The organism is Ideonella sp. (assembly GCF_036277275.1).
GTDB lineage: Bacteria > Pseudomonadota > Gammaproteobacteria > Burkholderiales > Burkholderiaceae_C > Ideonella.
In genome coordinates this window covers 1-22,038 of sequence record NZ_DASUNH010000095.1, presented here as the reverse complement: position 1 = coordinate 22,038, position 22,038 = coordinate 1, and the positions used below count along the sequence as shown (strand labels likewise).

At 68.6% G+C, this 22,038-nt stretch carries 19 protein-coding genes; 8 read left to right on the top strand and 11 right to left on the bottom strand.

Annotated features, from left to right (window positions below; genetic code table 11):
- The 6 genes from VFY73_RS16280 to VFY73_RS16255 all read left to right on the top strand — a co-directional run bounded on the left by VFY73_RS16280 (position 1) and on the right by VFY73_RS16255 (position 7,065).
- Positions 1–1,008 carry a polysaccharide pyruvyl transferase family protein gene (locus VFY73_RS16280; protein WP_329720593.1) on the top strand — a complete coding sequence of 336 codons (1,008 nt, stop codon included), beginning with the start codon at positions 1–3 and terminating at the stop codon, positions 1,006–1,008.
- Positions 1,009–1,022: 14 nt separating this feature from the next.
- Positions 1,023–1,943, top strand: a complete 921-nt coding sequence (locus VFY73_RS16275; protein ID WP_329720591.1) for a hypothetical protein — start codon at positions 1,023–1,025, stop codon at positions 1,941–1,943.
- A complete protein-coding gene (locus VFY73_RS16270) occupies positions 1,944–2,981 on the top strand; it encodes a polysaccharide pyruvyl transferase family protein (RefSeq protein ID WP_329720589.1) in 1,038 nt (345 codons plus the stop codon). It begins immediately after the preceding gene.
- 57 nt (positions 2,982–3,038) lie between these two features.
- The gene (locus VFY73_RS16265) at positions 3,039–3,545 is read left to right on the top strand and encodes a DinB family protein (RefSeq protein WP_329720588.1); all 507 of its coding nucleotides are present in this window, start codon (positions 3,039–3,041) and stop codon (positions 3,543–3,545) included.
- Positions 3,546–3,624: 79 nt separating this feature from the next.
- On the top strand, positions 3,625–4,593 hold the full coding sequence (locus VFY73_RS16260; RefSeq protein WP_329720586.1) for a tRNA dihydrouridine synthase: 969 nt from the start codon (positions 3,625–3,627) through the stop codon (positions 4,591–4,593).
- A gap of 189 nt (positions 4,594–4,782) precedes the next feature.
- The gene (locus VFY73_RS16255) at positions 4,783–7,065 is read left to right on the top strand and encodes a bifunctional diguanylate cyclase/phosphodiesterase (protein WP_329720584.1); all 2,283 of its coding nucleotides are present in this window, start codon (positions 4,783–4,785) and stop codon (positions 7,063–7,065) included.
- 51 nt (positions 7,066–7,116) lie between these two features.
- Here the strand turns inward: VFY73_RS16255 and VFY73_RS16250 are convergent, their stop codons facing one another.
- The 4 genes from VFY73_RS16250 to VFY73_RS16235 all read right to left on the bottom strand — a co-directional run bounded on the left by VFY73_RS16250 (position 7,117) and on the right by VFY73_RS16235 (position 10,429).
- Positions 7,117–7,527 carry a heme-binding protein gene (locus VFY73_RS16250; RefSeq protein WP_329720582.1) on the bottom strand — a complete coding sequence of 137 codons (411 nt, stop codon included), beginning with the start codon at positions 7,525–7,527 and terminating at the stop codon, positions 7,117–7,119.
- A gap of 78 nt (positions 7,528–7,605) precedes the next feature.
- Entirely contained in the window at positions 7,606–8,826 is a 1,221-nt protein-coding gene (locus VFY73_RS16245; RefSeq protein WP_329720580.1) for an NAD(P)/FAD-dependent oxidoreductase, read from the bottom strand.
- Positions 8,823–9,671: an alpha/beta hydrolase gene (locus tag VFY73_RS16240; protein WP_329720578.1), complete on the bottom strand. Its 849-nt coding sequence runs from the start codon at positions 9,669–9,671 to the stop codon at positions 8,823–8,825. The genes VFY73_RS16245 and VFY73_RS16240 overlap by 4 nt, the downstream gene beginning before the upstream one ends.
- A gap of 23 nt (positions 9,672–9,694) precedes the next feature.
- The gene (locus VFY73_RS16235; protein ID WP_329720576.1) at positions 9,695–10,429 is read right to left on the bottom strand and encodes a TetR/AcrR family transcriptional regulator; all 735 of its coding nucleotides are present in this window, start codon (positions 10,427–10,429) and stop codon (positions 9,695–9,697) included.
- A gap of 94 nt (positions 10,430–10,523) precedes the next feature.
- On the opposite strand from VFY73_RS16235, the gene VFY73_RS16230 reads away from it, so the two are divergent.
- On the top strand, positions 10,524–11,228 hold the full coding sequence (locus tag VFY73_RS16230; RefSeq protein WP_329720574.1) for a hypothetical protein: 705 nt from the start codon (positions 10,524–10,526) through the stop codon (positions 11,226–11,228).
- A gap of 16 nt (positions 11,229–11,244) precedes the next feature.
- On the opposite strand, the gene VFY73_RS16225 is transcribed toward VFY73_RS16230, so the two are convergent.
- The 4 genes from VFY73_RS16225 to VFY73_RS16210 form a co-directional block, all read right to left on the bottom strand.
- Positions 11,245–12,042, bottom strand: a complete 798-nt coding sequence (locus VFY73_RS16225; protein ID WP_329720572.1) for a ParA family protein — start codon at positions 12,040–12,042, stop codon at positions 11,245–11,247.
- Between the two features lie 99 nt (positions 12,043–12,141).
- Positions 12,142–12,597 (bottom strand): universal stress protein, encoded by a 456-nt coding sequence (locus VFY73_RS16220; protein WP_329720569.1) that lies wholly within the window; start codon positions 12,595–12,597, stop codon positions 12,142–12,144.
- Between the two features lie 172 nt (positions 12,598–12,769).
- Positions 12,770–13,522 carry a TetR/AcrR family transcriptional regulator gene (locus tag VFY73_RS16215; RefSeq protein ID WP_329720567.1) on the bottom strand — a complete coding sequence of 251 codons (753 nt, stop codon included), beginning with the start codon at positions 13,520–13,522 and terminating at the stop codon, positions 12,770–12,772.
- Between the two features lie 3 nt (positions 13,523–13,525).
- Complete coding sequence (locus VFY73_RS16210) at positions 13,526–14,800, bottom strand: aspartate aminotransferase family protein (protein WP_329720565.1); 1,275 nt, start codon at positions 14,798–14,800, stop codon at positions 13,526–13,528.
- Between the two features lie 212 nt (positions 14,801–15,012).
- On the opposite strand from VFY73_RS16210, the gene VFY73_RS16205 reads away from it, so the two are divergent.
- A complete protein-coding gene (locus VFY73_RS16205; protein WP_329720563.1) occupies positions 15,013–15,489 on the top strand; it encodes a hypothetical protein in 477 nt (158 codons plus the stop codon).
- A gap of 75 nt (positions 15,490–15,564) precedes the next feature.
- Here VFY73_RS16205 and VFY73_RS16200 read toward each other — a convergent pair whose 3' ends face one another.
- The 3 genes from VFY73_RS16200 to VFY73_RS16190 all read right to left on the bottom strand — a co-directional run.
- Entirely contained in the window at positions 15,565–17,553 is a 1,989-nt protein-coding gene (locus tag VFY73_RS16200) for a serine hydrolase (protein ID WP_329720561.1), read from the bottom strand.
- Positions 17,554–17,727: 174 nt separating this feature from the next.
- Positions 17,728–19,263, bottom strand: a complete 1,536-nt coding sequence (locus tag VFY73_RS16195) for a hypothetical protein (RefSeq protein ID WP_329720559.1) — start codon at positions 19,261–19,263, stop codon at positions 17,728–17,730.
- Between the two features lie 90 nt (positions 19,264–19,353).
- Positions 19,354–22,038: serine/threonine-protein kinase (locus tag VFY73_RS16190; RefSeq protein ID WP_329720557.1), on the bottom strand; the 2,685-nt coding region annotated here is incomplete at its 5' end.

Sequence of the window (22,038 nt, the reverse complement as noted above, 5' to 3'; positions counted from 1 at the left end):
TTGATTACTTTTGTCGGATGGTACGGACGCCAGAACGGTGGCGACGAGGCGTTCAAGGATGTCCACCGGCTGATCTTTCCCGATCAGCCGATCGAGTGGGTGGACGACCGTGTCGCACCCGATCCCAGGGTCGAGCGTCAGTGGGTGCTGGGTGGCGGCGACGTCATCAACGAGTTCTACATCAAGCGCATCCCCGACGAGGCGCCGTTCGTGATCTACGGCTGTGGCATCGGCGGCGAGGCCGAGTTCGCGGTGATGGAGCGGCATGCGCATCGCATCAAGGCAGCATGGGTCCGCAACGCGAAAGACGCCGAGCGCCTGCGCGAAATGGGCATCAACGCCCGCTTCACGCCGGACATCGTGTTCCAGCTCAAGCGCTGGGCGATCGACCAGAAGCCGGCAGACCCGGCCGGCCCGGTCAACCGCAAGCGGCTGGTGGTGTTCCCGTCGGCCAATGCGGCCCAAGCCGCCTCACGCACCGGGGACCTGCGCAACTACCTGTACTACGAATTCTTCAAGCGCGAGCTGGCGCTGGTCTGCGACTTTCTGGCCGACTACTACGACGTCGTCTTTTACCCGCTGTCGACCAACGTCAACGACAACGATCGCCTGTTCGCCGAAGAAGTGGCGAGCCACATGAAGGAAAAGCGGCGCGCCATCGTGATGCCCGGTGAAGACCCGATCCCCGAGGTCATCGAGCTGGTGCGCAACGCCGAGCTGGTGCTGTCGATGAAGTTCCACGGGAACGTCTTCGCGGTCCTCGCGGAGACGGCATTCGTCAACATCGGGCTGTCGCGCAAGACGCAGCACCTGTGCCTGGACAACGGGCTGCCCGAGCTGTCGATCGCGCCGTACCAGTTTTCATTCGGCTCGCTCGTGCGCTCGGTGCGCGCGGCCGAAGACCCGAAGACGCTCGCCAAGATTCGATCGATCAGCGACAGGCTGTTCGAAGAGGCCAGCGCCGAAGGGGCGGCCTTTCGCAACCTGTTGCGCGACCTGAGGACTTGAACCAAGGAACCACCATGGGAACCCTGCAGACCATCTTGCCCAAGGAAGCGCAGACGCTGAGCCGGCGCCTCTGGTTGCGCGGCGCGAAGCGGCTGGGGCTGCTGGCCTTCGATGCCGAACAGATCAACGAGCGGGCGGCTGACGAAGAAGAGGTTGTGCTGCTGTCGGAACCTGCCGAAGGCGAGGGCACCGGGCCGACACTTTTCGGCGCGTCGCTGTACCGGCCCGCACCGACGGTCAGCCCCTTCACGCCGACGAGATCGACCAAAGGCCCGCACGGCACCGAGGGCCCCACGCGCGGCGGCATCCGCCTTCCCACTGCCTCCTGCTGGGCTTTCGGCCGGCAGAGCTTTGCCATCCCCGAGCGTTTGCAGAACGCGCCGCAACGGGCCAAGAGATTCAGGCTCAGCCTGATCTTCACGCGGCCGATCCTCGCGCCGCCGCAGCGCACCGCGCATGGGCAGGCCTACCTCGAATTCGTCAAGTGGGAACTTGCGCGCCTGATCACCGAGGCGATCCCGAAGCACGAGGTGAGCTACCTGATCCAGGACGCGGCAGACAACGAAGCCTGGGAGCACTACGACATCATCCTGCGCAGCCGCAAGCCCGAGCTGGTGAACTTCCTGACCGGGGCCACCGCCGACGAGCAGATGGCGCTGGCCATGGGCAGCGACGCGGTCCTGACCGACCACTACGAACTGGGCACCGCGGTATGGGGGCATGGCCGGCGTTCGGCGGTGCTGGGCGTCGACAGCTCGCACCAGGCTCACGCCAGCGGCCATTTCCTGCCGGAGTGGTCGTTCGACCGCGGTGCTCTCGACCAACTGATCCACCCCTGTCCCAAGGGCAAACCTGCAACGCCCGACTCGCTCGAGGCGCTGCAGCAGACCGTCACCCAAGAGCTGGCAGCGGGCTGCCGGTGGTTCGAGGCCTGAATGAAAATCATCTGCCTAGGCTATTTCGAGCGCGGCAACTCCGGCGACGAGGCGTTCAAGTTCGCGCACGAGTGGCTGTTCGGCGCCGAGAACATCGAGTTTGCCAACGGGCGCCTGACCGCCGAGGCCATCGGTGGCCGGCCGGTCATCCTCGGCGGCGGTGATGTGGTCGCGCCGTTCTTCCTCGACTGGATCCCCGAGGGGGCGGACTTCCACATGCTCGGCGTCGGGCTGAAGTACGAGGAGGCCAGCCTCAAAGCGATGCGAGAGAAGGGCTCACACCTGCGTTTCAGCTGGTTCCGCAACCGTGTCGATGTCGAGCTGGCCCGCGCGGGCGGGTTCGACTGCGACTACATCCCCGACATCGTCTTCAGCCTGCGAGACTCAGTCGAGCCCTTGCCGGTCGAGGTCGACAAGCAGCTGCGCCGGCTCGAGCGCTCGCCCTTTGCCGTCGTGTGTCTGGCGGACCATTTCAATTCGCGCTACGAATTGACCGAGCCGAGCCACAACGCCTACCTCGAGTACTTCAAGTGGGAGCTGGCGCGGATCCTGGACGAGCTGTCGGAAGACTACCGCGTGTTGTTCCTGCCGCTGTCGGTCTACACCAACCACCAGGACGCGCGCATGCACCACGACGTGGTGGCACGGATGAAGCGTGCCGATCGGGTCGAGCATGTCAGCGCCAACCTGTCGCCGATCCAGGCCATCGGCGTGGTGCGGCGTGCGTCGCTGGTCGTGTCGATGAAGCTGCACGGCAACATCTATGGCCTGGCGACAAAGCGGCCGTGCGTGAACATCGGTGTCGGCCGCAAGCAGCAGCTGCTGTACAGCGAGTCGGGGCTCGAGTCCTGCTCGGTGCACCCGGGCGAGCTGTCGCAACGCACCTTCTTCAACGCGCTCACGTTGGCGACGAGCGAGCCGATGCGGCGGCAGGTCAGCAACCTGTCGGACCAGAGCTTCGAGGCCTTGGCGGGGTTGCGCGATTCGCTGCGGGCTCAGTTCGGGCTGCACGAGCTGGAAGAGGCGAACGCCGCCTGACCGGACGGAAGGGCCGCGCACTGCACAATGTGCGGGCCTTCTTTCACACCCATCGCCATGAGCACTCCCACGCTGCTGCTTTCCCTGTTCCAGTACAAGGCCTGGGCCAACGCCGAGCTGTTCGTCGAGCTTCGAAAGGTCGACCCCGAGGCGAACGAGGCCCAGCGCCACCAGGCCATCCGGCTGCTGAACCACATCCACGTCGTCGACAGGATCTTCGTCGGCCACCTGTCGGGCAAGCCGCATGGCTACACCGGCACCAACACGACCGAGACCCCGACGCTGGACGAGCTGCAGGCCGCGGTCACCGAGACCGACCGCTGGTACATCGACCATGTCGGCGCGCTGACGGCCGAACGCTTGAGCGAGCCGGTCGGCTTCACCTTCACCGACGGCCTGCAGGGCTGCATGACGCGCGAAGAGATGCTGGCCCACGTGATCACCCACGGCGGCTACCACCGCGGTGCGGTTGGCAATGTGATGCGCCAGGCTGACGTGCAGCCGCCGAAGGACACCTTCACCCGCTACCTGCACACCACCGAGCCGGAGCGGCGCGAGCGATAAGACGCATTGCCGGCGCCCTTGAGGGTGCCGTCGTCCCTTTTGCCCGGTGTGTCGGCACCCGGCTTGTTATCGTTCGCCCATGCAACTGCTTCTGGCCCCGATGGAGGGGCTGCTCGACCATCACCTGCGGGACATGCTGACGCGCGTCGGCGGCATCGACCGCTGTGTCAGCGAATTCATCCGCGTCACCGACACGCTGCTGCCCGAGCGAGTGTTCTTCCGGGTCATGCCCGAGCTGGCCAACGGCGGCAACACGCCAGCCGGCGTGCCGGTGCGCGGCCAGTTGCTCGGCTCGGACCCGGCCTGCCTGGCTGACAACGCAGCGCGCATGGCCTCGTTGGGGCCGACCGGCGTTGATCTGAACTTCGGCTGCCCGGCCAAGGTGGTCAACCGCCACGGCGGCGGCGCCGCGTTGCTGGACGACCCGGCATTGCTGAACCGCATCATGGCGCAGGTGCGGCGCGCAGTGCCCGCGCACCTGCCCGTGTCGGCCAAGATGCGCCTGGGCACCGAAGACCACAGCCGTGCTGAAGACTGCGCGCTCGCGTTGGCCGAGGGCGGCGCGGGCGAGATCGTCGTGCACGCGCGCTCCAAGCGCGACGGCTACCGCCCGCCGGCCTACTGGGAGCGCATCGCGCAGTTGCGCGAAGTGGTCGACGTGCCGCTGGTGGCCAACGGCGAAATCTGGACGGTCGACGACGCGCTGCGCTGCCGCGAGGCGAGCGGCTGCACCAACCTGATGCTGGGCCGCGGCATCGTGGCCGATCCGGGGCTGGCGCTGGCCGTGCGGGCAGCCTTGGGCGAGCCGGCACTGGCGCCGCTGGCAGGCCCGAACACGGCACTGGACTGGCCACGCCTGCTGGCGCTGTTGCAGCTGTTCTGGGCCGGCGTCGAGCGCCACATCACGCCGCGCCACCGGCCTGGCCGGCTGAAGCAGTGGCTGAACTTCCTGCGCCGGCGCTTCCCCGAGGCGGAGGTGGCCTACCAGCAACTGCGTACCGTCAACGAACCGGCGGCGATGCGCCAGGCGCTGTACAGCCTGAGCTGAAGACCACACCCCCGGACGCACCGTGGCGCAACTTCCTGGCGCCTTGTCGCCACGATCCAACGGCGCGGGCGTCCGGATGGCGCAATCCGGCCGTGAAAACCCGGCATCGTGGCGCCGGCGCTTGATTTCGCGGTCGCCAGGCCGATAGTGCACGAGCCGTACCGGTCTGTCGGGCGGCCATCGTTGGACATGGGTTACCCCTTTCTCATCAATTCGCTCGTCAACTTGATCGTCGGTCTGGCCCTGGTGCTGGCCTGGCGGCGGCATCGGGAGCAGGCGTTTCTGCGCTCGCTCGGCCTGGCCACGCTGGTGCAGGCTCTGGTGCCGCCGGCGTTCCTGTGGTGGCAGGCTGCACAAGGCGCGGCTTCCTGGCCGGCGGCGATCGTGCTGGTGGCCTCGGTGGTGGCCGGCCTGATGCTGTTGTCCACCGGCGCGGCGGGCCTGGCCGGGCGCAACCTGTCACGCCGTAGCCTGTCGGCCTTTGCGGCCGTGCTGGTGGTGATCTACCTGGTCTCGCTGCCGTTCGAGCCGCGCGCCGGCCAGGCGGTGTCCGGGGTGTTGAACCTGGGCGTCGGCCTGGTGGCCGCGCGCTGGCTGTGGCCGCACGACCGGGCCGAGCGGCTGAGCGGCGTGATGCTGGTCGCGCTGGGGCTGAACCAGTTCTGGTTTGTCGCGCTCGGCGAGTCCGGCCTGGCGTTGCAGGCCAGCCTGGGCACCGTGCTGCGTGTCGGGCTGGGCTTCGGCTTGCTGTACGCGGCGCTGCGGCGCAGCGGCGAGGCGGCCCAGCGCCTGCGCGACCAGTATCTGCGGATGACCGAGAAATCGCACTTTGGCGTCATCGTGATCCAGGACGACCGGGTGCCCTATGCCAACAATGCGGCCCGGGTGATCTACAACTACCCTGGCAACAAACCTTTCCCGCTGCCGTGGCGCAGCCGGCATGTCACCGACGAGGACCGCGAGCGTTCACTGTCGCGCCACCGGGCGATCGTCACCGGCCAGGTCGACCAGATCCAGTGGGAAGGCCCGCGGCTGCGTCACGACGGCCACCGCATGTACCTGCGGTTTGCCTCCTGGCGCATCGAATGGGACGGCCGTCCGGCCGAGCAGGTGGTGGTGATCGACGATACCGAGCACCATGCCGCCGCGGCTGCGCTGCTGCGCCAGGCTACCGAAGACGGCCTGACCGGCCTGCCCAACCGCAGTGCGCTGCTGAGCCGGCTGGGCCACCTGTGCGAGCAGGGCCAGCCCTTCGGCCTGCTGCTGATGGACGTCGACCGGTTCAAGCTGTTCAACGAAGCGCACGGCCCATCGGTCGGCGACGACGTGCTGCGCGCACTGGCCCGCGCATTGCGCGAAGCGGCGCCGTCGCCGGCCGAGGCGATGCGCCTGGGTGAAGACGAATTCGCGCTGCTGCTGCCAATGGCGGCCGGCGACGGCAGTGCCGAGCGGGCCTCGATGGCGCTGGCGGGCCAGGTGCGCGAGCGCCTGCTGCAGCCGCTGGAGCTGCCCGGCCACCGCTTCTATGTCGACGTGTCGATCGGCCTGGCGTTGCACCCCGAATCGGGCCGTGAACCCGAGGCGTTGCTGCGCTCGGCGCAGGCCGCGATGCACGAGGCCAAGCGGGTGCCGGGGTTGTCGGTGCGCCTGGCCGATGCCGGTTTCGTGCGCGGCTCGGGTGCGTCGCTGAAGGCCGAGCAGGCCTTGCGCGCCGGCCTGCACAACGAAGAATTCCTGTTGGTCTACCAGCCGAAGATCTCGGCTGACGATGGTCGCCTGACCGGCTTCGAGGCACTGGTGCGCTGGCAGCGGGCCGGTGTCGGCCTGGTCAGCCCGGCCGAGTTCATTCCGGCGGCTGAACGCACCGGGCTGATCGGCGCCTTGGGGGCGCTGATCCTCGACAAGGCTTGCGCCCAGGTCGCGGCCTGGCTGGCTGCCGGCGAGCCGGTGGTTCCGGTGGCGGTGAACGTGTCGCCGCTGCAGTTGCTCGACCCGGGCTTCGCCGGCCTGGTGGCCCGCAGCATGGCGCTGCACCGGGTGCCGCCGCAGTTCCTGACGATCGAGATCACCGAGACCGCCGCGGCGACCCACCTGGCCCAGGCCCGCGAGCGCATTGCCGAGTTCGGTGCGTTGGGGTTGCAGGTGGCGCTGGACGACTTCGGGGCTGGCGTCTCGTCGCTGAACATCCTGCGCAGCCTGCCGTTGCAGGTAGTCAAGATCGACCGCCTGCTGATCGACCCGATGCCGGCTGCCGATGCGCAGGCGGTGGTGCGTGCGGTGTGCCAGCTGGCCCGTGCACTGCGCCTGAAGGTGGTGGCCGAGGGTGTGGAGACCGCCGAACAGGCCGATGCCGCGCGCGATGCCGGCTGTGACGAATTCCAGGGGTATTACTTCAGTCGGCCGGTGCCGGCAGTCGAGGCGGTGAGTTGGCTGCGGCGTTCGCAACCGGCCATCACGGCGGCCCCGAACTGACCGCCCGGCTCGACGAAGGGCATCGCCGATGCCCTCGACCGGCGGCAGGGGTCAGACCGGGGCGACTGCTGCCACGCCGGCCCGTGCGACCTGGGCGTCTTCGTTCGATTTCACGCCGCTGACGCCAACGGCGCCCAGCACGTGGTTGTGCAGGATGATGGGGACCGCGCCCTCCAGCATGCCGCTCAGGTTGGGGGCGCTGAGGAAGGCGGTGCGGCCCTGGTTGATCATCTCTTCATAGTGGCGCGACTCGCGCCTGCCCAGGGCAGCGGTACGGGCCTTGGCAGTGGCCATCTCCGAACTCAGCGCTGGTGCGCCGTCGAGGCGGTAGAAACCCAGCAAGTGACCACCGTCGTCCACGACGGAGATCGAAACGGTCCAGTGGTGCGTCCAGGCTTCGGCGCGGGCGGCCTCGAGGATCTTCCGCACGTCGGCGTGTTCGAGGTAAGGCTTATTTTGCATGGCGAAATCAAAGGGAGGTGACGAGCAAGGCGGCAAGAGTATCGCCAATGCCATGACAAGCATTGAAGATGCCAACCCTCAAGCTGAATCAATTTGTTGCCTTGCGGAAGGGCCCGAGGTGTTGGCCGGCAAGCCGAGCGTGCCGCTGAGCAGGCGTCGCGACAGGCCCTGCACGCCGGGCGTGCGACTGGCCGACGCGAAGACCAGGTCGCGCAGCCGCGCCAGCCAGTCGGCGTTCGATTGGAACAGCGGCGTCAGGCCATGGCTGGCCCAGCGGTACCAGCGCACATGGCGCCGCCGGGTGGCCTCGAACTGGGGCAGGCGGTTCAGGGCCAGGCCCGGGCCCAGGCTGTCGGCCAGCAGCATCGCATCCAGCAGGGCCATGTTGACGCCCTGGCCCAGTTGCGGGCTCATGCCGTGGGCGGCGTCGCCGATCCAGACTGCCCGGCCGTGGTGCCAGCGCGGCAGGTTCACGGCGCGGTAGGTGGCGTGGGCCAGCGGGCTGGGCGGATGCGCGCGCAGCTGGGCCGCCGCTTCGGGCCACAGCGGCGCCAACACCTGCGCGACGGTGTGTGAGTTGGCACCGGGCGGGGGCAACTGGTCGGCCGGCATGCTCCAGTACAGGCACAGCTTGTCGGGTTGGTCGGCGCGGTGCCGGCCCACGGGCAGCAGCCCGGCCATCTGGCGCGCCAGCCGGTAGCGCTGGTTCAGCTCGGCCGGGCTTGACCAGCCTTCGGACGGCACCAGGCACCACCACGCGCCCCAGCGGTAGGGCCGGGCGCAAGCCGGGCCGAACTGCTGCTCGCGCAGCGCCGAGCGTGAGCCATCGGCCACGACGACCAGGTCGAACGGGCCCCAGCGCTGGCCGTCTTGTCCGTGCAACTCGCCGGTTTGGCTGTCGAGCCGGACGATGGTGCTGCCGGGGCGCAGCGTCAGCCGTGCTGGCTGGTGGCGCTGCAGCAACTCGAACAAAGCGCCGCGCTGCATGCCCAGACCCTGCAGGTGGGGCGCGCTGTGGTCATAGCGCATGTCCATGACCAGGCGGCCGCGCTGGTTGTGGCCGCGCAGGCATTCGACGCGTGCGCCCAGCGCCTGCGCCTGTGCCAACAGGCCCCAGCGTGCGAGCACCGCTTGCCCCGTCGGTTGCAGCAGGAAGCCGGCGCCGGCCGGGCCGGGATCGCGGGCCTGCTCGAAGATCGTGATCTCGGCGTCAGGCGCCTGGCGGCTCAGTGCGATCGCGGCCGCCTGGCCGGCGGTGCCCAGGCCGACGATCGCGACGCGGCGGGCTGCGACCGTCACGCGAGGATGAAGCGGCGCAGCGCCGCGAATGCCGCCTCGGGTTCGTCGCGCCAGGCGCCGTGGCCGCTGTCGGGGTAGACCTGCAGCTCGGCCAGCCCGGCGGGCAGTGCGGCGGCGATGTCGGCACTGTCGGCCGGCGGGCAGACCGGGTCGTGCGCGCCGGCCATCACCAGCACTGGGCACTGCGCGGCAGCCAGGCCCGGGCGCAGGTCCATGCCCTGCATTTCATGGACGATGAAGTGGCGCAGGATCTCGAGCCGGTAGCGCGCGCGCAGCCGGCCGTCGGCGCTGGCGAGTGGCCGGGTGTTGTACAGCGGGTGCAGCTCGCGCAGGTACTGCTCGGTGTTGGCCTCGGTCGGCGTACGCCAGAACGTTTCGGCCAGTTGCCGCGCGGCGGCACCGCCCAGGCGCTCGAACACCGGCAACTTGCGCTCGAGGTTGAAAGCCGGCGAGGTCGACGACAGGATCACCTTGGCCGGGTGGCCCGGGTGGCGCGCCAGGTAGCGCTGTGCGACGAAGCCACCGAACGACTGGCCCAGCACGATGGGCTTGTCGATGCCCAGCGCGTCGCACAGCCGCACCACGTCGTCGGCCCAGGTGTCGAGCGTCCATTCGCCGATGGGGCGCGGGTCGCTGCGGCCGTGGCCGCGGTGGTCGTAGGTGACGATCTGCACGATGTCGGTCAGCTGCGAAAACGCCGGCTTGAAGCCAGTGTGGTCGAAGCCGGGGCCGCCATGCAGCAACACGAGCGTGGGCTTTTCGCGCATGGCCGGGCCGTCGGGCACCAGGCCGAAGCCGTCGACGTCGACAAACAGGCGCACGCCGGGGGCGATCTCGATGCGCATGGGTTCTCCCAGAAGGGTCGGTGTCAGCGGCGGCGCTTGGGCGGGGCCGGCGCCGCCGCGCCAGCCAGCAGCATATCCACCAAGCGCTGGGCGGCCTGGTCGATCGTCAACGGCAGGCGGCCTTCGAGCAGGCCGTCGGCGTGCAGCGAGGCGAGGCCATGGCAGATCGACCACCCGGCCAGTGCCACCACCTCGGCCGGGCCGGGCTGGACGAGGCCCGCGGCCTGCGCATCGCGCACCGCCTGCACCAGCACGCCATACGCCCGCTGGCCGGCGACCATCAGGTCGGGGTGCGTCTGCTTGTCGCATTCGGGCCCGAACATCAGGCGGTAGACCGACGGGTTCGCAACCGCGAACTCGACATAGCCCAGGCCCACGGCGCGCAGGGCGGCCAGCGCATCCGGCGCCCGCCTTCGCGCACGGTCGGTGTGGTCGGCCAGGCCGTCGAAGCCTTCTGCCAGCACGGCGGCCAGCAAGGCCTCACGATCGGCGAAGTGACGGTAGGGCGCCGCAACGCTGACACCGGCTTGACGCGCGGCTTCGCGCAGCGTCAGTGCTCCAGGGCCCCCCCGCTGGATCAACGCGGTGGCCGAGCGCACCAGCGCGCGCGCCAGGTCACCGTGGTGGTAGGCCGTCTTCGGCGGGGCCTTCACCTGCGACGCCGCCGGCGTCGAGGCTGTCTTTCGGCCCGTGGCGGTAGGCCGGGCAGGGGATTGCGCCGGGCGCCCGGTGGCGGCGGCACGTGGTCGACTGCTCATGTTGACAACCATAACATTTCGCCTTATGTTATCGACGTTAACTTTGATGGTGTCTTCTCGCACCGCAACCATTCATTACACGGAAAGCCGACACATGGACACAGGCCGATTGACTTTGAACCCCGCCCATGTGGCGCGCCATGGGGCCGATACGCCGGCCACGACGGCCGAGTGGTTCGCCCACTTGTTGCTGCTGATCGGGGCCCTGATGGTGCTGGTGACCTGCCTGGCCTATGCGCTGGCCGGCCCAGTGGCCGCGATGCCTGCCGGTGCCGACAGCGTTGCCGCCGCGCGCGCGGCCACGCCATCGGCGATCGGCTGGATGCTGCTGGCCAGCTGGGCCGGCATGCCGGGTGATGTGGTGCTGGCGGTGGCCGGGCTGATGCTGGCGCAGCGGCGCGATCAGTCGCCGCAACTGACGGCGGGCTGGTACGCGTTGGCGATCGTCGGTCTGGTGTTCCTGATCGTCGACACCATGGTTGGCCAGGTACTGCCGCCGCTGGCGATGGGCGGGCCGGAGGCGGCCGCGGCCTATGCCGGCGCGCGGACCCTGTTCGATGCCTTGTTCCACTTGGGCACCTTCGCCGGTGGCCTGAGCGGGTTGGCGTTGGCCTGGGTGCCTGGTGGCCGGCCACGGGGCTGGGGCCGGTTGATGGGCCTGTCGGGCGTGCTGGGTGTCATCGCCGGCGCTGCCGGGCTGATGGGCTGGGGGTTGCCGCAAGCGACCGGCGGCGCGGTCACGCTGCTGGTGCTGGCCCTGGCGGGCTGGGGCTGGGCCGGCCTGCGCGCCGTGCGCTGAAAATCGGAAGACGGCTTCAGCCGCCGCGCGCCGCCCGCTTCTTCGGCGCAGCGTTCAATGCGGCATGCAGGGCAACGAACTCCTGCGTCAGCTTGTGGCGCGCGTCGAGGTGGATCATCGGCAGCGCACGCTCGTGCGACTCCTTCACCTTGACGCTCGCGCCCAGGTAAGGCTGCAGCACCGGCAGCCCCTCGTCGACCAGCTCCTGTACGGTGCGCTGCGGCAGGTTGGCGCGCGGCTGGAACTGGTTGACGACGATGCCTTCGACCTTCAGCGCTGGGTTGTGATCGGCCTGGATCTCCTGCACGTTTTCCATCAGCGAATACAGCGCGCGGCGCGAGAAATCGTCGCAGTCGAACGGGATCAGGCAGCCCTCGGCGGCGATCAGCGCCGAGCGGGTGTAGAAGTTCAGGGCTGGTGGGGTGTCGATCCAGATGGCGTCGTACTCGCCATCAAGGGCGGCCAGCGCATCGCGCAGCTTGTAGATCTTGTAGCGCGACTCGAGCTTGGAGTGCAACTCTTCCAGCGCGGGCTGCGAGGGCAGCAGGTGCAGGTTATCGAACGGCGTCTCGACGATGTAGTCGTCGGTGGCCTTCGCGCGCACGCTGAATCTCAGCGTTTGGTCGAAGAAGTCGGCCGCGCCGCCTTCCAGCGCATCGGTGGCGGCACCGAGCAGGTAGCGCGTCGAGTTGCCCTGCGGGTCGAGATCGACCACCAGCGTGCGCTGGCCGGCGGCCGCGCCAATGGCTGCCAGATTGCAGGTGATCGTCGACTTGCCGACACCACCTTTTTGGTTGAACACGACACGACGCATGGGCAGGCTCCGGATGACGAGGGACTGATTGTGCACCGCACAAACAGACCTTCACCACCCGGTAACCCGGATCGTGCTGCGCCGCGACAACAACGGCGATTACGGGGTCGGCGGCGGCGCCCGCCAGACCAGCACCGGGACCTCGCTGTGGGCCAGCACGCGCTGGGTTTCGCTGCCGAGCAGGGCGCTGATCAAGCCGCGCTTGCCATGCGAGGCCATCAGGATCAGGTCGCAGCCCAGCCGGCGGGCGGCCTTGCAGATCGCTTCGTGCGGGTGGTCGCTCAACTCCGAGACGGTGGCGCACTCGACGCGGGCCTCGTCGGCCGTGCGGCGCACGAAGTCCAGGTAGCGCTGGGAGTGGGCCTGGGCGTCCTGGGCGAAGTGGTCGCGCGTCTCCTCGATCGCAGCGGCGCGGTAGCTGAGCAGGTGGAATTCCGGCATGGCGTACAGGCCGGTGACGCGCGCGCCATGCTGGCGCGCCAGTTCAATGCCGTTGAAGATGGCGATCTCGGACAACCGGGAACCGTCGGTGGGCAGCAAGATGTGCTTGAACATCATGACACTCCGGTCGATCAGCCGGGCGCGCTGGGGGGCAGGAGTCTGTTCGCCCTCGTATCCCTCGAACCGACCGGCCCGGCATCGGGCGGCCTGTGGTTGATCATAGGCTTGCGGCCAGGCGGCCACAAGTGATCACGCGCCGGGAGCAGGGGTGCGCGTCACTCGCGCGTCAGGCGGCACGCGCCGCGGTGATCCTCGCCGCCAGCCCGGCAACGAAGACCTCGACATAGGCGTCGAAGCCGCTGTCCAGCGGCCGCTGCTGGCCGGGCGTCCAGCGCAGGATGAACGACCGGTCGGCCATCCGTGCCAAGTGACGGGCCAGCACCGGGTGCTCGATTGCCGGGATCTGTCGCACCCGCTGCTGCAGATCGGCGGCCCAGCCTTCCGGGTCTTCGGCCGGCAACGGCGCCAGCTCCAGCGTGGCGAAGCCGCACAGCGCCGCTACCACGGCGTTGTAGAGGTCGACGATGTGTTCTTCGGGACAGCCCGCTTGCTGCAGCATGTGCAGGATGCTGTCGACCAGCGTCAGATCCAGGCTGGCGTTAGACAGCATCTGCGCACCGACCAACTGGGCCAGGTGGGGCTGGCGGCGCATCGCCTGGCGATAGCGGCGGAACAACTCGCGCAGCCACGCTTGCCAATCGCCTTGACGGGGCGGTGGCACGATGTCGCGCTGGGCGTGGGCGCAGACGGCTGCGAGCAGCTCGTTGCGGCTGCGGAAGTACCAGTAGACCGCGGTGGGGTAGACGCCCAGCGCGCGCGCGACATCGCGCAGGCTGAAGCGCTCCAGCCCCCGCTCGCCGATCTGCACCAGCGCCGCCTCGACGATGCGCCCGGCACTCAGCGTCGGTGCGGCCGGCTCTTTGGCGGCGACAACAGGCTTCTTCGCCGGCCGCTTGGCAGCTGCAACAACGTCGACCATGTCCTAGGCCACGGCGAAGCGCTCGACCACCTGCGCGAAGCGGTCCAGGTCATCGTCGGTCAGCGGCAGCGACAGGCTGATGAAGCCGCGTCGCGCGGTGTAGAAGCCGTGCTCCAGCAGGTGGAAGAAGAAGGCGTCGCGCAGCGGCTGGCCGTCGGTCGGCAGGTCTTCGATGCTGCGGATGGGCCTGGCCGTCGCGTGCACGTTCATCAGCGAACCCAGGCCGGTGAACTGCAGCTCGGCACCGCGCTGGCGGCACAGCGCGTTCAGGCGTTCGCGCAGCGCGGCGCCGCGTTGGTTCAGCGCGACGGCCGCTTCGGCGGTGTAGAGCTGGCTCAGGCCCGCGATGCCGGCCGACATCGACAGCACGTTGTTGTTGAAGGTGCCGGCATGCGGCAGGTGGCCGGGGCGGCGTGGGTCGAACAAGGCCATCACGTCCGCCCGGCCCCCGAATGCGCCGAAGGACATGCCGCCGCCGATGTATTTGCCCACCGTCGTCAGATCCGGTGTGATGCCCAGCAGTTGCTGGCGACCGCCGGGCGACAGGCGCGAGGTCATCACCTCGTCGAAGATCAGCATCGCGCCGACGGCATGGGCCGCCTCGCGCAGGCCGCGCAGGAAGTCTGCATCACCCGGGATGCAGCCGCTGGCGCCCTGCATCGGCTCGACCAGGATCGCGGCCAGGTGGGCAGCGTTGTCGGCGATCAGCGACCGGGCCTGGGCCAGGTCGTTGTAGCGGCTGACGATGAACTCGTGCGGCACGTTGATCGGCGAGCCGACGCCGTTGACGAAGCTCAGCACGCCACCGTGGTAGCCGCCTTTGAAGACCAGCACCCTGCGCCGGCCGGTGAAGGCGATGGCCGAAGCCAGCGCCATCAGATTCGCCTCGGTGCCGGAGTTGGTGAAGCGCAGGCGCTGCATCGACGGGATGCGTTCATTGACCAGCGCCGCCAACCGGCTTTCAAGCAGGTTGTGACCGGACAGGTTGATGCCCTGATCCAGCGCGGCGTCGATCGCGGCGCGGATCACCGGATTCGAGTGGCCGTAGATCCCGGCGGTGAACTCGCCCAGCAGATCGGTGTACTCGTGGCCGTCGGCGTCCCACAGACGGGCACCCTGGCCTTTGACGATGGCCAGCGGGAAGGGATCGTAGAACAGCACCGAGCGGGTGTTGCCACCGGGCAGGTGGGCGCAGGCGGCCTCGTACTGGGCGGCACTGGCCGGGTGGCGGGCGATGTAGGCGCTGCGCAGCGCCGCGAGGCGGTCGGTCAGGTCCATGCGGGCTCCTTTCCCTTGCCATGAGGGCCGAACGGCACGGATCGACCGTTGATCGCCGTTCAGTGATTCATTGTACGGTGCACAAGAAATGCCGCAAGCCGCACCAGCGCCGGGCCTGGTCGCCCGCGGTTGACAAATCTTGAAAGAGACTAACGCGACAAATGGTGGGTAATTGCCAGAATTCGTCAACTTTCCAAATACCAGGACCACCCATGCGCAAGACCCTTGCCTTCGCCATTGCTGCGCTCTGCGTGGCGCTGAGCGGTTGTGCAGTCATCCCGGACGATTACAGCGAGCGCACCAACCGGTCGCAACTGAAGGACAGCATCGACAAGCCGTACGTCCAGGTGATCAAGCAACGTCCGGACCTGAAAGATCCGCCGGCCGCCACCGAAACCCTGGCGTCGGGCCACCGGATCGTCAAGCACGTCGTCACCCTCGAAGACGAGCCATTCGGCCCATCAGGCTCGTATGCCGAAGAGCGGCAGCGCTATCGGGTCGTCTACTTCCTCGTCGATGCCGACGGAACAGTGAAGGACTGGGCCACGCAGATCTACAAGGGCGGCAAGGTGCGCTGCTGGGGCAGCAACTGCCTCAAGTTCTTCAAGGATCCGCCCGTCGAGAAGCTCGATGAAGTCGTCAGGACTTCGCGCGGCGAGGCGATTGCCACCTGGCGCAGCGGTGGCTGAAACAAAAAAGCGCCCGGCAGGGCCGGGCGCAATCCTTTTTGGGGAGGAGCAAGAAACTAATCGGCCGGAAGCGAATTACCAGGTCTTCAACGCTTCGCGGATCTCGTCGCGATACAGCTCGTTGGCGGCGTTGCTGTAGGCGTTGGTGTAGTCCACGTCGGCCTGGCAGTTGGTGCCCGGAGTGTTGTAGTCTTCCCAGCACGGCACCGGCGTGTCGGAGATCAGACGGCCGAACGCATAGTCACGGTACGACGTCCGGCCACTGACCTTGATCGGCAGCTGGATCAGGCCGGTGCCCGAGCGAATGATGACCTTCTGGCCGCATGCGCCGTTGCTGTCCGGCAGGCAGGTGCCGTAGCTGCCGCCCTTGCCCCAGCTCTTGATCAGCGAGCCGAACTGGGCCGCGATCGACAACTTGCCGAGCTTGGAGGCCTCGTCGTTGATGATCGCCTGCAGCGCAGAGCTGGCGCCGGTGCTCGGGTTGGCCGATTCGAGGAACTCGCTGCGCGCAGAGTTGGTGTTGGTCAGCAGCGTCGAGTTCCACACGCCTTCATAGATGCGGGCCAGGTCAGCGGCCGTCGTGTCGTTGCGGCGGTTCGTCGGGTCGTACTTGCTGGTCGTGAAGTTCCAGTAGGCGCAGCCGATGTTGTGGCGCATCGTCGTGCCGGTCAGGCCCGAGTTCGTCGCCGTCGTGTTGAACGGCGTGAAGGTACCGCCGTAGCGCAGCACGGTGCCGCGGGTCGTGCGGTTGTCGGAGATGCGCATCATCTCGTCCAGGCCGGTCTCGAAGTTGTAGTTGGTGCGGCGATTGGCAACCGTTTCCTTCGACGGATCCGGGCAGGCGTCCTTGCCGGCGTTCATGTCGTACTCGTAGTACGTGAAGGCCGAGGGCAGCGTGTCCAGGCCCAGCTGGACCTGCCTCATCGAGTGCAGCAGGTGCAGCGACTTCAGCGAGCTGGCCGTTTCGGCGCGGCGGCTGCTGTTCAGGTCGACCTTGACGGCGCCGTTGACCTGTTTCAGGTAGGACTCGAAGATGCCCTTGGTCGGGTTGCCGTTGCTGTCCAGGAAAGTCTTGCCCAGCACGTCACGCATGCGGCGGGTCGACGCGTTGGCGTTGTCGATGAAGACCGCGTCGTAGCGGCGCACACCGTTCGAGATGTAGGTCGTGATGTCGATCGGACGCGATGCCACCTGCAGACCGTAGTTGTTCAGGTCGGCCATCGAGGCGAAGCCGTACTGGTACCACCAAGCCGAGGCGTCGCTGCCGGTGTTGTTGACCTGGATGAAGTTGTACGTGCCATTCGACTGGCGCTCGAGCTTGACGATGCGGCCCTTGAACGAAGCGACCTTGCTGGCGATCGAGGCCGGGGTCTGGTTGATCCACCATTGCCAGCTCTTCGCGTCGGCGCCGGTGTTGGCCACGAACGCGGCGGTGTACTTCTTGACGCCACCTTCGGTATAGCTGTCGATGTCGATCATCCGGTGGCCGGAGCTGTTGATGTGCGAGCTGATCTGCGCAGAGCTGACACCCATCAGGTAGCTCCAGGCACGCGCCGCACCCGCGGTGTTGGACACCATCACCACGGCGAAGCGGATCACCCCACCGCCGATGTCATACGGCTCGACTTCGATCAGGCGACCGTTGTTGGCGTTGACGTACGAGGTCACTTGCGCGGCGGTCAGGCCGTAGTACCACCACCAGCCCGGCACCGCGTAGGCGCCGGCGTTCTTGACCATGCGGACCGAGAAGCGCGGCACGCCGTTGGTGACCGAGTAGACCTCGATTTCCGTCAGGCGAGCGCCGTTCTGGTTGAGGTAGGTGCCGATCTGGTCGGCGGTCACGCCGGTGTACGTCCACCAGCCGGTCGGGGCGTTGACCGAGTGGTCGTCGGTCAGCGCGTTGATGTCCAGCGCTTCGGGCTGGATCATCGCCTGGTCGTCGATCGCCATTTCTTCGGCGACGTCCTCGGCGCGTGCGGTGCCTTGCGTCAGCAGGCCGGCTGCAGCGGCGGCCAAGGCGGCCATCAACAAGGTCGGGCGGGGCTGAGTGAAGCGGGTCTTCATGGGGTTCTCTCCAGATGTCGTGGTTGAACTGCGGGGGTTGAGGTCGGGAGCCGATGTGTTGTTTCGTGCGGCCCTACCTAACAATTCGTGACCCCGCGGGGCAACCGGACACGTCGAACCCCCTATGGTTAGGTCCCTCCATTGGGGGGGCGTCCGAGAATCCGCCCGGCCCGCTCACCGAACCACGACCGGCACGCGCAGCCGCATCCGCCTGGACAGCCCGACCTCGGCCTCGACAGCTTCCACCGAGCCGGCCTCCTGAACCTTGGCTGCGGCGGTGCGCACATCGACCACGACGCGCTCGGGCGCGGCGACACCGCGGCGATGGACCAGGAACGCGATGTGGTCGATCAAGGTGGCGTCCACCGGCGGGAAGTCGAGCGCCAACAGCAGCTCATTGCCCTCGGTGCGCGCCCGCCCGACGAAATGCGACGCGTCGATCCGCACGCGCAGCCAGCCCGGTTGCGCCGGCATCGCGACCGTGCGCTTGAGGAGGCGCAGGTGGCCATCGGCGAAGGTCAGCTCGGCTTCGGCCACGAGCGTCGAGAAAGCCGTGCCCGCTGGCGCATCGACGACATGGTGCATGGGAGACAGCGGGTCTTCTGGCGCCGACCATTCACCGCCGTCGATGCGAAAACGCAGGCGCTTCAAGCCGGCGCCTGCCGGCTGCGGCTTGCCGGCACCCGCCAGCGCGCAACGAGGCTCGGTGCCAACGATCTGCAGATCCAGCGAGCGCGTCAGCGCCTGCGACGACAGCTCGGTCACCAAGGCGCAGCCATCGGCCGCGGCCCCGCTTTCAGCGCCGGGCTGTGTCAGCAGGCGGGCTTCCAGTGCCCGGTCTTGTGCGACCAGCGCGGCGATGCGGGCGGCATGCCGGCCACCGGCGTGCATTGGCAGCAGGCGCACGTGGATGTGGTGATGATGCGAGTGGGACCAGCCTTCGTATGGGCTGGAGGCGAACAGGCGCTCCATCTCCGCCACGCGCGCCGTGGTCACGCCGAAACGCCTGCTGCGTGCCCAATCGCCGGCGCGCGCCAGCACCTTGAGCCGCACCTGTGCATCGATGCCGATCGCCTCCAGCAGCTCGCCTGCGAAGTGCTCGCTGTGCCAGCGTACGAGTTCGAGCATGAACAGCGTCTGGCGATCGGTGTCCAGCCTGTCGGCGGGGCCGTGGCAGATGTTGTCTTCGACCGGCGCGGCCCCGGCGGGCGCGCCCTGGCGGAAGTGGTCGGTGCAGGCGGCCGGGTCCGGCGTTTCGATGCGACCTTGTTCGCTGCTCAGGTAGTAACCGAGGTCGAGGTTGTGGCCCCCATCGTGCGAGCCGCCGGGGTGCCGGCCCCGCGGGCCCTCGGGGCCGAAGCCGATCGGTGTGTCGGCGTTCTCGGAGGCCAGGTCGAAGATCGCGAGCGGGTACGGGCCGGCGCCGAGCGCCTCCACCGTGCGCCGGCTGGCCAGCCGCACCAGCGCCAGGGCGGGGCGCGTTGTCCAGCGAAAGGCCGGGTCACCGTCGGCGCCGCCGGGCATGTCGCTGGCAAGCACCCGAAAGCCGGCCTGCGCCGACACCGGGGCATGCAGGTGGACGAGTTCGGCGGGCACGCCGGTGTCGTAGCGGTTGCGTCCGTCGTTGGCCACGGCATGGTGGGGGAGGGCCAGCATCACGAGCAGGGCAGCCGGTAGCGCGAAGAAGCGGTGTGAGATGGGGTGTTGCATGGGGCGGGCATTCTGTGGGGTCGGCCCTGCCCAGGCAACCCGGGAATGCAACGGTGATCGACAGCGTCGCTTGGGCGACACGCGCTCGGGTCAGAACACGACGAGCAGCGGGTGCGGCGCGTCGGCGCCGGCGAGCTGGCGGTAGCGCGCACGGGCCTCGCGCTCCATCGCGTCGGCCTCGGCCGTGCGGCCGGTGGTGCGCAGCCACTGCGCCCGGGTCAGAGCGGCCAACTGCTGCTCGGGGTGCGGACCCTGGTGGTTGTCGCGCAGCAACTGCTCGGCGCTGGTGATGAGCGGCTCGGCGCGGGCCGGCTGGCCGGCGGTGAGCCAGCCGAGCGCGGCGTTGAGCTGCGCCCGCGCGATCCCGATCTGGCCCGTCGAGCCGAGCGCCGCACCCGCTCTGCGCCAGGCTTCGATCGCCTGCTCGCCGGCCGCTGCCGCCTCGGGGCCGCGGCCCAGCGCGTTCAGCGCGCCGGCGCGCAGCATCAGCGTCGATGCATGGCGAATGTCCTTCTGCCCCGCGGCTTCTTCTTGCGCGGCCAGTTGGTCGAACCAGCGCAGCGCTTCTGCGGCCTTGCCGTTCACGACCAGGGCCGACGCGTAGCGACGAATGAACCCCCGCACTTCCGATGCGGACAGCGACGAGCCTTGCGCCTGCGCCAGCCGGACCGACTCCTTCCCCAGTTCCTCGGCATTGGCGGCGTCGCCGGTCCGGTTCAGCGTCATCACCTGGAACGACAGGTTCAGCGCGGTCTCGCTGTCCTCAGGCCCGTAGACCTTCTTGGAGCGCTCGACATTGCTGGCGAAGATCTGGTCGGCGCGGGCGTAGTGGCCGCTGTCCATGTAGGCCATGCCCAGCGTGCGGCTGGCCTGGATCGATTGCGAGTTGTAGCGGCCGGCCAGGCGGTCGAGCTCGGCCACCGCCTTCTCCAGCGTCCGGATGGCCTCGGGGAACAGCCGCATCTGCCACTGCGTGAAGCCGACGTCGGCCCGCAGCGCCGCCGAGCCCATGCCCTCGGAGCGCCAGTCTTTTTCCAGCAATGGCGCCAGGGCCTGCAGCGCCTTGGTGGCTTCGTCCTTGCGCCCTTCGCTGGCCAGCGAGGTGGCCAGGCGCACGCGAGCGAGCGCCACTTCGTAGCTGTCGGCGCCGTGGTGCCTGACGACCGCCGGCAACAGGCTCTGCAGCAGCTTTCGGCCTTCGTCGTACCGGTTCAGGTCGAGCAGGTTGTCGGCCACTCCCAGGTCCACCTGCAACACGTCGGCGCCGTCGGCCGGGACATGGGACAGCAGCATCGGCCGGACCTGCCTCAGCAGGGTCAACGAGGTGTCGTGGTGACCGAGCGACTTGTGCACATAGGCCAGCGTGACCAGTGCTCGCGCATGCTCGAGGCTGCCTTCGCCATGGCTTTGCAGCATCAGGTCGCGACGCGCCTCGGCCAGTGGCAGTGCCGGCTTGTTGTCACCCAGCTTGCTGTAGATGTCGATCAGCACGCCGCTCAGCGCGACGTTCAGATCGGGTTCCGCCACCAGCTTGGCCTGCAGTTCACGCTCGCCGCGGGCCATCAGGTCGCGCACGGTCAGTTCGCGGCCCTGGGCACGGGCGGGGTCGGCTTCATTGAACAGGCCGACCAAAAAGTCCTGCACGGCCTTCGTGCGCTGGCTTTCGCGGCGTGCAATGGCGGCCTGATCCAGCGCGACGGCCAGCCCGGCCAGCATGCCGGCGCCGGCCAGTGCAGTGGCAACCACCGGCAGCGTGTGGCGCTGCACGAACTTGCGGGTGCGGTACCACCAGGTGCCCGGGTGGGCGTGGACCGGCTTGTTGCGCAGCCAGCGCTTCAGGTCCTGCTTGAAGGCCTCGGCCGAGGGGTAGCGTTCGGCCGGGTTCTTGCGCAGCGCCATCAACGCGATGTTGTCGAGGTCGCCGCGCAACTGGCGCCGCAGGCCGGCCGGCCGCAGCGCGCGTTGCGCCGCCGCGGTCTCGGTGGTCGGCATGCGGCTGGGCTTGGTCGGATCGACGCCGAGGATCGCGTCTTCCAGCGCGCCGCGGGTCTCGCGTGGCAAGCGGTAGGGGCGTTGGCCGGTGACCAGCTCGTAGAACACGACGCCGAGCGAGTAGACGTCCGACGCGGTGCCGATCGGCTGGTGCGCGATCTGCTCGGGCGACGCGTAGTCCGGCGTCATCGGCGCATGGCCCCACTCGGTGGCGGCGTGGGTGCGCGGGGTGTCGCCGTCGTCGAGCAAGGTCGCGATGCCGAAGTCGAGCAGCCGCACCTGGCCGTCGTGCCGGACGGAGCCCCCTTCAGGCCTGCGGCCCGGCCCCCCCGAGGGGGAGCTGTCACCTCGGGGCTGCCCGTCGGTGGAACCCGAACCCCCTGCGGACCTGCGGTCCTGTCCCCCCAAGGGGGAGCCGTCACCTCGGGGCTGCCCGTCGGTGACGAAGATGTTCGAGGGCTTCAGGTCGCGGTGCACCACCAGCCGCGCGTGCGCATACTGCACGGCTTCGAGCACCTGGAGGAACAGGTCGATGCGCGCGCGCAGCGGCAGCTGCTTCTCGTCGCAGTAGGTGGTGATCGGCTGGCCCTCGACGTACTCGAGTGCGAGATAGGGCTGGCCCGCCTCGGTGGCGCCGGCGTCGTACAGCCGCGCGATGTGCGGGTGTTCGAGCGCCGCGAGGATGTCGCGTTCGCGCTCGAAGCGTTGGGCCAGGCCGGGCTGGTGCAATGACGCGGTGTGCGGCAGCTTCAGCGCCACGGCCCGCTGCAATGCCCCGTCGAC